Raw genomic sequence first — 14,534 nt, forward strand, 5'->3', positions numbered from 1 at the left:
ATACATCGAGTAACGAGTCCGGAACGCCCCGCTCAGCGCCCACTGCCAACCCGGCCCCCAGCGACGGACAGCTGGCAGTTGCCCAGCGCCAGATCAACGTCCTGCGGGACAAGCTCCGGCACATCGATCGTCAGCTGGCGTCCGCCACCCAGAACAACTCCAAGCTCGTTTCCGCGCTGGAAGCTGCCCGGACGGAGATCGTGCGGTTGAAGGCCGCACTGGAGAAGGAGGGGGCAGCGCCCTTCAGCTTCGCGACTGTCATCGAGGTGAACGCCCGCATTTCGTCCGACGACGCCAACGGCGCGCAGGCCGCCGAACAGGACAGTGCGGACATTTTCCAGTCGGGCAGGAAACTCAGGGTCGCTGTCAGCCCGCTTGTGAGCGTGGACCAGCTCATGCCCGGGCAGGAGGTTCTGCTCAACGAGTCGCTGACGATCGTCGCGGGGCTTTCATTCGAGCGTGCCGGCGAACTTGTGACCACTAAGGAGCTGTTGGGTAAGGACAGGGTTCTGGTGATCGGCCGCGCCGATGAAGAACGCGTAGTCCGGCTGAGCGGCCCGTTGCAGCAGCAGAAGATCCGCGTTGGGGATGCATTGTCCGTGGATAACCGGACCGGTTATGCCCTGGAGAAAATCGCCCGCTCCGAGGTGGAGAACCTTGTCCTCGAAGAGGTTCCTGACATCGCTTACGAGGATATCGGCGGGCTGGGCCCGCAGATTGAGCAGATTCGGGACGCCGTCGAGCTGCCGTTCCTTCACCCGGACCTTTACCGCGAGCACGGGTTGAAGGCTCCGAAGGGGATCCTTCTCTACGGTCCGCCAGGCTGTGGCAAGACACTCATCGCCAAAGCCGTGGCCAACTCATTGGCGGCGAGGGCCATCGAGCGCACCGGGTCGGAGGAGACCCGGAGCTACTTCCTGAACATCAAGGGCCCCGAGCTGCTGGACAAGTATGTCGGCGAAACAGAACGACACATTCGACTGATTTTCGCCCGGGCCCGGGAGAAGGCATCGGACGGCTCGCCCGTCGTCGTCTTTTTCGACGAGATGGACTCGCTGTTCCGCACACGCGGCACGGGAGTGTCGTCCGACGTAGAGACAACCATCGTGCCTCAGCTGCTCAGCGAGATCGACGGCGTCGAGAAGCTCGAGAACGTCATTGTGATCGGTGCCTCAAACCGTGAGGACATGATCGATCCGGCCATCCTCCGCCCCGGGCGCCTTGATGTGAAAATCAAGATCAATCGTCCGGATGCAGAGGGTGCGGCGGAGATCTTCGCCAAGTACGTGACCGGCAACCTGCCGCTTCACCGGGACGATCTGGCCGAATACAACGGCAGCGCCGCCGCCACTATCCAGGCTATGGTGCGCCGCACAGTAGAGAAGATGTATTCAACCGAGAAGTCGAACGAGTACCTGGAGGTGACCTACGCCAACGGTGACACGGAGATGCTCTACTTCAAGGACTTCAACTCGGGTGCAGTCATTCAGAATGTGGTGGACCGCGCGAAGAAGAGTGCTATCAAGGACTTCCTGCTGGACGGCCAGAAGGGCCTTCGCATCGAGCACCTTCTGCAGGCAGTAGTGGACGAGTTCCGTGAGCACGAGGACATGCCCAACACCACCAATCCGGACGACTGGGCGCGCATCTCGGGCAAAAAGGGTGAACGCATCACATACATCCGGACGATCGTGCAGGGCAAGGCCGGACAGGAACCGGGCAAAACAATCGAAACCACCGCCAACACCGGGCAGTATCTGTGACGGCATCTTCATCCGCCGCTGCAGTCGATGTGCCGCCCCTGACCGTACACCGGGTCATGGGAACCGAAACCGAATACGGGATCATCGCTCCCGGCGTCGCCGACGCGAACGCAACAGTGCTCTCGACACAGGTTGTGAACGCCTACGCTGCAACACTGCGCGAAGGTTTGGGGAACCTCGCAGGCACCCGCTGGGACTATACGGACGAAGCTCCGTTGTCGGACGCGCGTGGCTGGCAGATGAGCCGGTCCGTCGCTGATTCTTCCCAGCTCACCGATGAACCCGCCGTCCTCACGGCGGAGCAGGTTGCGCTTGTTGACCAGGGCGGCAGCGATCCTTCGGAAGAGGTTGCTGTGCTGATGAACCTCGTTCTGGGCAACGGGGCCCGGCTTTACGTGGACCATGCCCACCCCGAGTACTCAAGTCCGGAGGTGACGAATCCACTGGATGTGGTGCGCTGGGATCGTGCCGGAGATGTTGTCGGGCAGCGCGCGATGGCGCGTATAGCGGCAACGCCCGGCTTCGCACCGGTAGTCCTCTATAAGAACAACACGGACAGCAAGAGCGTCTCCTACGGGTCTCACGAGAATTACCTGGTACCCCGAAGCGTTCCGTTCGGCAGGATCGCCGCCGCACTGATCCCGTTCTTCGTGACCCGACAGGTCATGTGTGGAGCGGGACGGGTGGGTTTGGGCTCCCTCAATCAGCAGCCCGGTTTCCAGCTGAGCCAGCGGGCTGACTTCTTCGAGAATGAAGTCGGCCTGGAAACCACCGTCCGCAGGCCGATCATCAATACGCGCGACGAGCCGCATGCGGTCGCCGAGAAGTATCGCCGACTGCATGTCATCATCGGTGATGCGAATCTGAGCGAGGTATCCAACTATCTGAAGCTCGGCACCACCTCGCTGATACTGTCGCTGATCGAGAATGAGCTGGTTCCCATACCGGAAATTGCTGAACCGGTCCGCGAGCTGCAGGCAGTCAGCCACGACCCCTCCCTGCGCCATCTCGTCACACTCACCGACGGCCGACGGGTTACCGCTCTTGACGTTCAGGAGATGTACCTCGAAGCTGCGCGGTCTGCCGTGGACGCGCAGGGCGGCGGGGATGCGCAAACAGCGGATGTGCTTGCCCGTTGGGAGTCCCTGCTTGGAACGCTGCGCCGGGATCCCATGGAAGCTGCCCGTCAGGTTGACTGGGTGGCCAAGCTGAAGGTGTTGCAGGCATACCGGGACCGGGATTCCCTGGACTGGAAAGATCCCCGGCTGGCGCTGATCGACCTGCAGTACGCAGATCTCAGACCGGACAAGGGAATCTATTACCGGCTCGCGGCCAGGAACGCGATGGAACGCCTGGTGAGTGACGACGACGTCGTTGCGGCAGTCACGGATCCGCCCACGGACACCCGGGCCTACTTTCGCGGACGCTGCATCTCCTCCTTCCCGAAGGAGGTGGTCGGCGCGAGCTGGGATTCCATTATCTTCGAACTGCCGTCGCAGCGAAGGCTTCAGCGTATCCAGACGCGGGAACCCCTTCGCGGGACAGCCGCTTTGACGGAGGCCCTGTTTGCCGGTTCGCGGACGGCTGAGGAATTTGTCCTCCGGCTGCAGGGCGGTCCGGAACCCAGCATGGCACCATAGAAGTAGCCGACAACAGGCCGAAGAGAAGGGCTCTCATCATGGCAACACAGGACCAGCGGAACACCGGATCGCGCCCCGAGGAGCAGGACGAGGCCACCGTCGACCCCGCGCCGGCGCCTGGCGCCGGCCAGTCGCAGGACAGCAGCCAGACCGAAGGCGTGGATGATCTTCTCGATGAAATTGATGGCGTACTGGAATCAAACGCGGAAGAGTTCGTCCGGGGATTCGTGCAGAAGGGCGGACAGTAGCGCATGCTGCCGGAAGACGCGGCCGCAACCATAGGCCGGGCCGCATCCACCTCTTTCTCCGACTACATAGCCGCACAGAATCCAGCCGCGCTTCCCTCTGCCCGCAATGCAGGAAACCATGCCGCCGGCGGCGCTGATCTAGCACCGCACGCCACGACCATCGTGTCGCTGACCTATGCAGGCGGCGTGCTGATGGCCGGTGACCGGCGCGCAACGATGGGAAACATCATTGCCAGCCGCCACATCGAGAAGGTTTTTCCGGCGGACATGTTCTCGGTCCTCGGGATTGCCGGAAGCGCTGGAATCGCACTCGATATCACGCGACTGTTCCAGGTTGAACTGGAGCACTACGAGAAGATCGAGGGCACACGAATGAGCCTCGACGGCAAGGCGAACCGCCTTGCCGCCATGATCAGGGCAAACCTGCCGCTGGCCCTCCAGGGCCTGGCCGTCGTTCCGCTTTTCGCCGGTTTCGACACCACCCGCCGAATCGGACGCCTTTTCTCCTTCGATGTCACTGGCGGCCGCTACGAAGAACAGGAGCACCACTCAGTTGGCTCCGGTTCCGTTTTCGCCCGCGGTGCACTGAAGAAGCTGTGGAAGCCAAACCTCGGAGAAGACGAGGCCGTGAAGGTGGCTGTGGAATCCCTGTATGACGCTGCAGACGATGACTCCGCGACCGGCGGTCCCGACGTCGTGCGGCAGCTCTGGCCCGTGGTCTACACGGTCAACGGGGCAGGAGCGCGGCGGATCCCCGAACGGACCCTGGCGGAAGCCGCCGAGGAGATCATCGCGTCGCGCTCGGTCTCAGGGCGGGAGGCTTGACAATGACTCAGCAGTTCTACGTTTCTCCCGAACAACTCATGAAGGACCGAGCCGATTTCGCGCGGAAGGGAATTGCGCGCGGCCGGTCCGTCGTCGTTCTCAGTTGCAGGGAAGGCATCGCCCTGGTCGCCGAGAATCCCTCACCCTCGCTGCACAAGCTTGGTGAGATCTACGACCGCATAGCTTTCGCTGCCGTGGGCAAGTACAACGAGTTTGAAAGCCTTCGCCAGGCCGGCGTCCGGTATGCGGACGTGCGCGGGTACTCGTATGATCGCGAGGACGTCACCGCTCGAGGCCTTGCGAGCGTCTACGCCCAGAGTCTCGGTGCGGTATTCACCGCTGAAAGCAAGCCGTTCGAGGTGGAGCTTGCTGTGGCGGAGGTTGGGGCATCCATGACCCAGGACCACATCTATCGATTGACCTTCGACGGCTCCATCGCCGATGAGACCGGCTTTATTGTGATGGGAGGTCAGGCGGACGCCGTCGTCGAAGCCCTCAAGGGCCGCTGGAACGCTGACCAGGATTTCGGTGAAGGCATCCGTGCAGCAGTCGACTCCCTGCGCTATGATGGCGGGCCAAACTCCGAGCCCAGGGCACACCTCGGATCCCAAACCCTTGAAGTCGCGGTTCTGGACCGTAGCCCGCTGACCACGCGCGGCACCGTTCGTGCATTCCGCCGCGTCAGTAACCAGGAGCTGGATGTCATGCTGACCCCCGATGGGGCGGCGCTGTAATGGACCGTCGAATCTATGGAATCGAGACGGAATTCGGGATTGCCTACTCCGGTCCCAACTCGCGGCCGCTCTCGCCGGAGGAGGTGGCTCGCTATCTCTTCCGCAAGGTGGTCAGCTGGGGCCGGTCCTCGAACGTCTTCCTGACCAATGGATCACGGCTCTATCTGGACGTGGGCTCGCACCCTGAATACGCAACCGCTGAGTGCGACGACGTCGCGCAGTTGATAGCGCATGATCGTGCCGGCGAACTCATCCTTGAAGACCTGATTGCCGAGGCCCAGCGCAAGCTCGCCCAGGAGGGTTACGACGGCCGGGTCTATCTCTTCAAGAACAACACCGATTCCGCGGGCAACTCCTACGGTTCACATGAGAACTACCTCATCCCGCGCAAGCTGGAATTCTCCCGTCTGTCCGACATCCTGATCCCGTTCCTTGTGACCCGTCAGCTCCTGGTCGGAGCGGGCAAAGTCCTGAAGACGCAGTCCGGATCCCTTTACGCCTTCTCACAGCGCGCCGATCACATCTGGGAAGGTGTGTCCTCAGCAACCACCCGCTCCAGGCCGATCATCAACACCCGCGACGAGCCGCATGCCGACGCCGAGTACTACCGGCGGCTGCATGTCATCGCCGGGGACTCGAACATGTCAGAAACGACCACACTGCTGAAAATCGCGTCCGTCGATCTGATCCTGCGCATGATTGAAGCGGGCGTCATCATGCGGGACTTCCGGTTGGAGAATCCCATCCGGAGCATCCGTGAAATTTCCCACGACCTCACCGGCAAGCAACCGTTGAAGCTTGCCAACGGACGTCGTGTATCAGCGCTGGACATCCAGCGCGAGTATCTCAGCCGGGCACGCGCCTTCGTCGCCGCCGAAGGCGCCCACACTCCGCACCTTCCCCGAGTACTGGAACTATGGGAACGCACCCTCGACGCTGTTGAGACCGGCGACCACACGCTGGTGGATCGCGAAATTGACTGGGCAATCAAGAAGAAGCTCGTCGACCGCTACATGGAACGAAACAATCTCGACCTTGACGCCGCACGGATCGCACAGCTCGATCTCACTTACCACGACATCTCCCGGTCGCGGGGCCTTTTCTTCATGTTGCAGGCGCGCGGGGAAACAGCGCGGGTATTAGATGACGTCGACATCAAGGCCGCCGTGGATATCCCGCCACAGACCACCCGAGCCCGGCTGCGGGGCGAGTTCGTGCGCAGGGCAAAGGAAGCCAACCGCGACTTCACCGTCGACTGGGTGCACCTGAAACTCAACGACCGAGCGCAACAAACCATCCTGTGCAAGGACCCGTTCGCCGCTGAAGATGAGCGCGTGAGCGCTCTTCTCGAGCACCTCTAGGCCTCCCCGCACTCGCCCGGACGGGAGAAAGTTCGCGGCCCAACCCGTTAGGCTAGTTAGGTCCGGTGTCTCAAGGACTGCCGGCAGGATCGCGAACCCGCGTTCTCCATCCCACGTGAAAGAAATACCGTGCGCAAAGTATTAGCATTCCTGCTGCCCGCGCTGCTGTTCCTGACGGCATGCGGCGGAGCCAGCACTCCCGCGGACTTCGAACAAGAGAGCGGCAAGTCGGCTGGTGCGTCCGAAATCCTCGAATCCGTTGAGGTCACGGACGCCGGACCGGACACCGCACCTGAAGTGGAGTTCGATGCCCCGCTTGATATCACCGACACAGCAGTCCGGGCTGTCACCGAAGGCGACGGCGAGGTCATTGAGGCCGGGCAGAACCTGCAGTTCCATCTGGTCTTTCTGAACGCCGACGACGGTAGCGTCCTTCAGAATTCGTACGAGGCCGGTGAGCCGCAGTCCCTGCAGCTCACCGATCAGCTGAAAGAAGTAGACCCGGAGCTCTATGAAGTGCTCGTCGGGACGAAGGTCGGGTCGCAGATCGCTTACACCGCGCCTCTCGAAATACCCGAAGGACAAGAGACTGCGACGCCGAATCAGTTGCTCGTTCTCAAGGTCATCAGCGCTGAGACGCCCCCCGCACCGCCGAAGAAGCTTTCCTCCGAAGAAGTAGCGGACCTCGAAGAGGCCGGCCAGCTCCCTACCGTAACGCTTGATGACGAGGGCGTTCCGTCGATCGAATTCCCGGACAACGAAGCCCCGGCAGACCTCGTGGTCAAAGTCATCGAGGAAGGTACCGGCGAGGAAATCACCGAGGCCGACACCATCGCTGCGAACTACACCGGTTGGTCATGGCAGGGCGAACAGTTCGATTCCAGCTTTGAGCGCGGCGAGCCGTCCGAGTTCCCACTCAGCGGGGTTATTCCCGGATGGACCCAAGGCCTGTCCGGTCTCAAGGAAGGTGCAAAAGTTCTCCTGGTGATCCCCTCCGTCATGGCTTACGGTGACGAGGCTACGCAGGGACCGGCCGGACCGCTTGCCTTCTATGTCGAAGTCGTTGAAAAAGTACCCGCAGAGTAAGAGGAGTTCTTATGTCTTTCGGACAGCGCGAATATGACCGCACCAAGCCAGAGGTCGATTTCCCCGGCGATCTTCCGGCGGAGCTCGTCATCAAGGATCTGATCGAAGGGACAGGCCGCGAAGCCCAGGTGGGGGATACCGTCTCCGCCCACTATGTCGGCGTGGCATTCTCCACCGGAGAGGAATTCGACTCGTCGTGGAACCGCGGCGCGCCGTTGGATTTCCGCATCGGTGTGGGTCAGGTCATCCAGGGATGGGATCAGGGTATTGCGGGTATGAAGGTCGGCGGCCGGCGCCGGCTGGAGATCCCGCCGCATCTGGCGTACGGCGATAGCGGTGCAGGCTCCGCCATCGCACCGGGAGAGTCACTGATCTTCGTCGTGGATTTGATGGGCGTCCGGTAACGGACCGATAAATCGGGCGGGTAGCAACACCAACGGGTGTGGCTGCCCGCCCTTCATCGTTGGAGCTCTCCGGGAAGGTATCCTTGCCACCGTGTCAGCGAAACGAACGGAACGCCTGCTCACCCTGGTGATGCTGCTCCTGTCCACCCGCCAGGGATGGACCAAGGAGGAACTGTTCCGTGAGATCGAACAGTACGAACAGGCACCCACCGCTGCCGCACGGGAGAAGCTCTTCGACCGGGACAAAGCAACGCTGCGCGAACAGGGGATCCCGCTTGAGTCATTCACGGAAGACCCTTTGTTCGACAATGACAATGCGTCCACCCGTTACCGGATCAATGCCGACGAATATCGCCTCCCGGGGATGAGCTTCACAGCTGCGGAATCGGCGGCTCTCACCATCGCGGCAGGGATGTGGAAGGAAGCTTCGCTGGGTTCGGCGGCATCACGCGCGCTACGAAAGTTGCAGGGCAGGGGAGTAGGCGCGGAGTTGTCCCCGCCGCCTCCGATCGATGCCCGTATCCAAACAAACGAACCGTTCTGGGACGAGCTCTGGCAAGCCACTTCCGCGCGTCGAGCGGTTCGCTTCGGGTACCGGGCGGCAAGCACCGGGGAGGAACGGGAGCGCAGGGTGCAGCCGTGGGGAATGGGAAGCCGGTTTGGGCACTGGTACCTAGTCGGCTTCGATCTCGACCGCAAGGCAGAGCGCTGGTTCCGACTCAGCCGCATGACGACGCCGCCCGCCACGCAGACCGCGATCTACAGTGTTCCACCCCACTTCTCCATGTCAGCTTCCCTCGCAACACTCAATGCGGAAGCCCTTGGTCGACGGGCGACCGTCGCCGTCCGGACGGGCACCTGCCACCTTCTCCGCACGCGGCCCGGTGCCAACTCCACACCGAGAAGCGGGGGATGGGACACTCTTGAGTTCAGCTACGCCGACGAAGGAGCGGCGGCGCGCGAGATCGCTTCCTTCGGGTCGAACGCAGAGGCGCTTTCCCCTGAACCGCTCGTAGCGGAAGTACGACGCCGGCTGGACGGTGCGGCGCGGGCGCTGCGGGACGCGCCGCCGTCGTACTCTTTCGACGGGAAGGCAGCGAAGCCAGCTTCCGGAAGGCCGACCAGCTCAACCGAGGACCGACTGTTGCGGTTGCTCGACCTGGTGCCCTATCTCCTTAACCACCCCGGGGTGGAGGTGGCCGTAGCCGCCCGCGACTTCGGTATCTCTCCCGCTCAGTTGATCACGGATGTCGAGTTGATCTTCGTCAGCGGCCCGCGTTTTTATCCGGACGGCCTGATCGACATCCAGCTGGAAGACGACCGGATCCACATCAGCGACCCGCAGTTCCTCGGCGATCCGATCCGCTTCGGGCTGGATGAAGTCTGCGCGTTGCTGGTGGGGCTGGACGCCCTGATCAACCTCCCGGGCCTGCCTGACGACTCGGCGGTCCGCTCGGCACGGGAGAAGCTCCGCGCCGGTGCAGGGGACGCAGGGCGGATGAATGACTCAATCGCCACCAGGATCACGGAAGACGAAGTAGCTCCCGTCCTTGCCACGGTGCGTGCCGGAATCGAGCAGCAGAGACAGCTGCACCTCCGCTACGTCGTACCTGCCCGCGACGAGGTGACCGAGAGGTTCGTCGAGCCGCTCGGCGCATTCCTTCACCAGGATGCCTGGTATCTCGATGCCTGGTGTCACAGCGCGGGCGGCCGGCGCAACTTCCGTCTTGACCGGGTGCAGCAGGTCGAATTGACCGACCTGCCGGCCACCGCCAAAGCGGAGACGCCGTCCGCCATTTTCGATCCAACAGGCGCGCACAGCGCCGTTGTGCTCGTTCTGACACCGGGCGCGCAGTGGATCGTCGAGTCCTATGCTGCCGAACGAACTGCCACGACCGCTGACGGCAGGGTCGCCGCGGAAATCATGGTCAGCACCTCCGCCTGGCTCCCCGGACTGGTGGCGAGTCTCGGTGGCGAATGCAGCGTGGCGGAGCCGGAAACCGAGCGGGAGAGCGCTCTGCGCTTCGTCGAAGCAGCCCTGGCCGTCTACGCACCGCGCACCGGCAACTAGACTTGGCCCATGGAATGGTGGACGTGGATTCTCTTGTGGCTTGCGCTTACCGCCCTGGCGCTTCTCTTTCTGGGTTTCCTCGCCTGGCGTATCTTTCGTGGTTTCACCGCGCTCATGGAGGAGGCAGGGAGAGCTTCGGAGCTGTTGGCACCTGATTTTGACGCATCGGAGCCGGCGGCTGAGGTACGCCCGGTGCAGCTCGCCATCTTCAAGGATCCGTCCGAGGTCCGAGCTCGGAATGCCGTTGCCTCCAGAACGCGTAGGTGGCAGCGGTTGGAGCGAAGAGTGCGGCGGCGCTCACTGCACGGGCGGCCTCAGCTCCTGCGTGACTTACCGCACCTATGACCTAGACTTGAACCTAGACTCACCGAGAGGACATTCGTCATGCAGATCCAGGGTTGGCACATCCTTATCATCATCGCTCTTGCGATCCTGCTGTTTGGCGCGCCCAAACTTCCGGGTCTTGCGCGCAGCGTCGGCCAGTCGCTTCGTATCTTCAAGTCGGAAGTCCGGCAGATGAAGGAAGAAAACGGTTCCACTGACCCTGACGATTCCGCCCCGGTCGAAGGGCGAGTGGTGGATCAGCCGCGTCGTGATGATGCACAGCGGACCAATGATCCCCAGCACGGTTCCACCCGCCCCTCGGGACCGGGCAGCACGTCCTCAACCAACTGAGCAGGATGCAACGGGTAAAAGGGCGCAAATCGAACCCCGAGGGGAGGATGGCGCTCAAGGAACATCTGATCGAGGCGCGCAACCGGCTCTTCAAGTCGGCCATCGCCCTCGTAGTGGGCACCGTCGTCGGATTCTTCATCTACAACCCGGTGCTCGAAGCGATGGCCGAGCCCGTACGGAACATCAATGAGATTGACGGACGAAATGCGGCGCTGAACTTCGACGGCGTCGGGTCCCCTTTTGACCTGATGATTCAGATCTCGGTCTTCCTCGGTCTCGTTATTGCCAGCCCGGTCTGGCTCTACCAGTTATGGGCCTTCATCACTCCGGGACTGCGGGTAAAGGAACGACGCATTGCGCTCGGCTTCATCGCTGTTGCCGTCCCGCTGTTCATCGGCGGCCTTTACCTGGCCTGGCTGATCCTGCCCGGCGCCGTGCGGGTGCTGACAGACTTCACGCCGGAGGGTTTCGCAAACCTCATTTCGGTTCCTGTGTACATAACCTTCCTCCTGCGCCTGATGCTCGCCTTCGGTATTGCCTTCCTCCTGCCTGTGGTGCTTTTCGGGCTCAACCTTGTCGGGGTCATCAAAGGAAAGCAGGTGTTGAAGTCATGGCGCGTCACCGTATTCCTGATCTGCCTCTTCGCGGCGATGGCGGCACCGGGAGGCGATGCCATGAGCATGTTCTATCTTGCCGTGCCACTGCTGCTGCTGTTCTTTGTGGCAATTGCACTCTGCCTGATCAATGACAAACGCCGCGACAAGCGAAACGCTGCGAGGGATGCAGATATTGAAGCGAACGCTGACACCGCATCGGGGATCGACGCACTCTGAGCCCAGGCTCAGGGTGCAGAAGCCGCACCGCTGAAGAGTCTAGGGTTGATCCATGACCTCCCCAGCCGAGCAGTATCAGGCAGCGCAGGCACGCAACCGGTACGAGAAGAGCCGGCTTCACCAGTTCGAACAGACCCTGGGTTTTGAACTCGACGAGTTCCAGCGTGATTCGTGCATGTCGCTCGAAGCGGGCCGGGGAGTGCTCGTGGCCGCGCCCACGGGGGCAGGAAAGACAGTAGTCGGGGAATTCGCCATCTACATGGCGCTGAAGGACAACCTGAAGGCGTTCTATACCACCCCCATCAAGGCGCTCAGCAATCAGAAATACGCAGAGCTAGCGGCCGTCCACGGCGCCGACCGTGTCGGCCTCCTCACCGGCGACACGAGCATCAACTCTGAAGCACCCGTCGTCGTCATGACCACCGAGGTGCTCCGCAACATGCTGTATGCGGACTCGGACACCCTGGCAGGTCTCGGCTATGTCGTCATGGATGAAGTGCACTACCTGGCTGACCGGTTCCGTGGCGCGGTCTGGGAAGAGGTGATCATCCACCTGCCAACCGAAGTCAAGGTTGTTTCCCTGAGCGCAACGGTGTCCAACGCCGAAGAATTCGGTTCCTGGTTGGATACCGTGCGGGGAGACACCGATGTGGTGGTCTCCGAGCACCGGCCCGTACCACTCTGGCAGCACGTGATGGTCGGTCATGACCTGCTCGACCTCTTTGCCGGGGAGGTCGCCTTCGACGAGGCGGCGGCCGGGGGCTCCTCCAGCGGTGCGGAAGAAAAGTTCGCAGTGAACCCGGAGCTGCTGGACCTGGCCACCACCGAAACCCGATTGAATCAAAGGGCGCGCTGGGGGGCAGGAGGGGGCAAACGCGGACGCGGCGGCCCGAACCGCTACCAGCAGCCGCAGACCGCGATACGACGGGCAAGCCGCCCTCAGGTGATCGCCGCCCTTGACAGGGAAGGCCTTCTGCCCGCCATCACCTTTATCTTCTCGCGCAACGGCTGCGAGGCGGCTGTCACACAATGTCTCGACGCCGGATTGTGGCTCACCACGGAGTACGAGCGCGGCATCATCAGCCACCGCGTCGATGAAGCAACCCTCGACATCCCCGAGGAAGACCTGGAGATACTCGGGTTCTGGTCCTGGCGCGAAGGATTGATCCGCGGATTCGCCGCACATCATGCGGGAATGCTGACTACCTTCAAAGAGGTCGTGGAGAAGCTCTTCGAAGAGGGACTGGTCAAAGCCGTTTTCGCCACCGAAACCCTGGCGCTTGGCGTGAATATGCCGGCCCGGTCCGTGGTGCTTGAGAAGCTTGACAAGTTCAATGGCGAGGCCCACGTAAACATCACGGCGGGGGAGTACACGCAGCTCACGGGCCGCGCGGGCCGGCGCGGGATCGACGTCGAGGGCCACGCCGTCGTGCTCTGGCAATCGGGAACGGATCCCGGGGCGGTCGCTGGTCTGGCCTCGCGCCGGACTTACCCGCTGAACTCCAGCTTCCGGCCCACCTACAACATGAGCATCAACCTCGTCTCGCAGTTCGGACAGTACCGGACGCGGGAGATTCTTGAGACGTCGTTCGCCCAGTTCCAGGCTGACCGCTCGGTAGTGGGCCTTGCCCGTCAGGTCCGCACGCGCGAGGAATCCCTCAAGGGCTATGAGGAGGCGATGACGTGCCATCTCGGCGACTTCTCCGAGTACTCGTCGATCCGCCGTGAATTGTCCGATCTCGAGGCAGCCGCGTCGAAGGCGGGCACCCGGAACCGGCGCAGCGCCGCTGCCGCCTCACTTGAGGCACTCCGCCCCGGCGATGTTGTCGATATTCCTGCCGGTCGGATCGCCGGCTATGCCGTCGTACTCTCTGCTGACCCCACGCGGGATCCCCGCCCCACCGTCCTCACGATGGAAAAACACGTTCGCCGGCTGTCGGTACAGGACCTCGACGGGCCGGTAGCCATCCTCTCGCGGGTCCGGGTCCCCAAACAGTTCGACGCGCGAAAGCCGAAGGACCGACGGGATCTGGCCGCCTCTCTCAGGAACTCCCTGAACGACAGGCGCCCGCCCACCACCCGGGCACCGGTCGAGTTTCCCGGCACCGGTACCGAACGCCAGGAAAAGGCAATCGCTGAGCTCCGCCGCCGGCTCAGGGCGCATCCCTGCCACGGCTGCAGCGACCGCGAGAACCACGCCCGATGGGCAGAACGATGGTGGAAGCTGCGCCGGGAAACCGATCGCCTGGCTCAACAGATCCAGGGCCGCACAAACACCATTGCGAAAACGTTTGACAGGGTTTCCGAAGTCCTGCTTCAGTACGGCTACCTGCAGGAAGACGCTGAGCAGGGTCTGGCCATCACACCGGCAGGCCAGAAGCTGCGCCGCATCTATGGCGAGAAGGATCTGCTGATCGCGCTGTCGCTTGAACACGGCGCATTCGACGACCTCGATGCGGCGGAGCTCGCTGCGTTTGCGTCGGCGCTGGTCTACCAGGCCAAACGGGAGGAGCGCGGCCTTCGTCCACGGATGCCGTCAGTGTCTCTTGAAACGTCCATCGACGTCGTTATCCGCCAGTGGTCACGCCTGACGGACATGGAGGAGCAGTACCGCCTCTCGGTCACCAGCGAACCCGACTTCGGCCTGGTCTGGCCCATCTACAAGTGGGCTCGCGGCAAGGGGCTCCAAAGCGCCCTGCAGGGTACCGATCTCGCTGCGGGGGACTTCGTACGATGGGCAAAGCAGATCATCGACCTCATCGATCAGTTGGCAAAGGTGCCGGACCTTCCGCCTGGCTTCCGCCGCCTGTGCATCAGTTCGATCGACCTCATCCGCCGTGGCGTCGTCGCCTACTCCGCCGTTACCGAATAGCCTGCCGGCTTACCTCACCGAA

The 14,534-nt window shown here is 62.5% G+C and carries 12 protein-coding genes; all 12 read left to right on the plus strand.

The genetic code is table 11. The features are described from left to right. The first annotated feature begins 71 nt into the window (after positions 1-71). Positions 72-1,763 carry a proteasome ATPase gene (arc, locus tag JOD47_RS16420; protein ID WP_239548812.1) on the plus strand — a complete coding sequence of 564 codons (1,692 nt, stop codon included), beginning with the start codon at positions 72-74 and terminating at the stop codon, positions 1,761-1,763. Between the two features lie 56 nt (positions 1,764-1,819). After that, positions 1,820-3,403 (plus strand): depupylase/deamidase Dop, encoded by a 1,584-nt coding sequence (gene dop, locus JOD47_RS16425; RefSeq protein WP_204536835.1) that lies wholly within the window; start codon positions 1,820-1,822, stop codon positions 3,401-3,403. Positions 3,404-3,441: 38 nt separating this feature from the next. Next, positions 3,442-3,651 carry a ubiquitin-like protein Pup gene (locus tag JOD47_RS16430; protein ID WP_204535953.1) on the plus strand — a complete coding sequence of 70 codons (210 nt, stop codon included), beginning with the start codon at positions 3,442-3,444 and terminating at the stop codon, positions 3,649-3,651. A 6-nt stretch (positions 3,652-3,657) separates the two neighbouring features. After that, on the plus strand, positions 3,658-4,476 hold the full coding sequence (gene prcB, locus JOD47_RS16435; protein WP_372432852.1) for a proteasome subunit beta: 819 nt from the start codon (positions 3,658-3,660) through the stop codon (positions 4,474-4,476). 2 nt (positions 4,477-4,478) lie between these two features. After that, positions 4,479-5,210: a proteasome subunit alpha gene (gene prcA, locus JOD47_RS16440; RefSeq protein ID WP_204535957.1), complete on the plus strand. Its 732-nt coding sequence runs from the start codon at positions 4,479-4,481 to the stop codon at positions 5,208-5,210. Beyond that, on the plus strand, positions 5,210-6,571 hold the full coding sequence (gene pafA / locus JOD47_RS16445; RefSeq protein ID WP_204535959.1) for a Pup--protein ligase: 1,362 nt from the start codon (positions 5,210-5,212) through the stop codon (positions 6,569-6,571). Before prcA ends, pafA begins: the two co-directional genes overlap by 1 nt. A gap of 129 nt (positions 6,572-6,700) precedes the next feature. Then, a complete protein-coding gene (locus JOD47_RS17835; RefSeq protein ID WP_204535961.1) occupies positions 6,701-7,657 on the plus strand; it encodes an FKBP-type peptidyl-prolyl cis-trans isomerase in 957 nt (318 codons plus the stop codon). 11 nt (positions 7,658-7,668) lie between these two features. Beyond that, positions 7,669-8,061, plus strand: a complete 393-nt coding sequence (locus tag JOD47_RS16455; protein WP_204535964.1) for an FKBP-type peptidyl-prolyl cis-trans isomerase — start codon at positions 7,669-7,671, stop codon at positions 8,059-8,061. Between the two features lie 91 nt (positions 8,062-8,152). Continuing rightward, positions 8,153-10,132, plus strand: coding sequence for a helix-turn-helix transcriptional regulator (locus JOD47_RS16460; protein WP_204535966.1), 1,980 nt, complete (start codon positions 8,153-8,155; stop codon positions 10,130-10,132). Positions 10,133-10,516: 384 nt separating this feature from the next. Beyond that, positions 10,517-10,807: a Sec-independent protein translocase subunit TatA gene (gene tatA / locus JOD47_RS16465; protein ID WP_204535968.1), complete on the plus strand. Its 291-nt coding sequence runs from the start codon at positions 10,517-10,519 to the stop codon at positions 10,805-10,807. Positions 10,808-10,854: 47 nt separating this feature from the next. Beyond that, complete coding sequence (tatC, locus tag JOD47_RS16470) at positions 10,855-11,640, plus strand: twin-arginine translocase subunit TatC (protein WP_239548144.1); 786 nt, start codon at positions 10,855-10,857, stop codon at positions 11,638-11,640. Between the two features lie 52 nt (positions 11,641-11,692). Further along, positions 11,693-14,512 carry a DEAD/DEAH box helicase gene (locus tag JOD47_RS16475; RefSeq protein WP_204535972.1) on the plus strand — a complete coding sequence of 940 codons (2,820 nt, stop codon included), beginning with the start codon at positions 11,693-11,695 and terminating at the stop codon, positions 14,510-14,512. Positions 14,513-14,534: the final 22 nt, after the last annotated feature.

It is taken from the genome of Arthrobacter tumbae, from assembly GCF_016907495.1.
Lineage (GTDB): Bacteria > Actinomycetota > Actinomycetes > Actinomycetales > Micrococcaceae > Arthrobacter_D > Arthrobacter_D tumbae.

Coding starts and splice junctions, on each gene's coding strand:
- JOD47_RS16475 (WP_204535972.1), top strand. CDS start 11,693: ATGACCTCCCCAGCCGAGCAGTATCAGGCAGCGCAGGCACGCAACCGG.
- JOD47_RS16430 (WP_204535953.1), top strand. CDS start 3,442: ATGGCAACACAGGACCAGCGGAACACCGGATCGCGCCCCGAGGAGCAG.
- pafA (WP_204535959.1), top strand. CDS start 5,210: ATGGACCGTCGAATCTATGGAATCGAGACGGAATTCGGGATTGCCTAC.
- prcA (WP_204535957.1), top strand. CDS start 4,479: ATGACTCAGCAGTTCTACGTTTCTCCCGAACAACTCATGAAGGACCGA.
- tatA (WP_204535968.1), top strand. CDS start 10,517: ATGCAGATCCAGGGTTGGCACATCCTTATCATCATCGCTCTTGCGATC.
- JOD47_RS16455 (WP_204535964.1), top strand. CDS start 7,669: ATGTCTTTCGGACAGCGCGAATATGACCGCACCAAGCCAGAGGTCGAT.
- dop (WP_204536835.1), top strand. CDS start 1,820: ATGGGAACCGAAACCGAATACGGGATCATCGCTCCCGGCGTCGCCGAC.
- tatC (WP_239548144.1), top strand. CDS start 10,855: ATGGCGCTCAAGGAACATCTGATCGAGGCGCGCAACCGGCTCTTCAAG.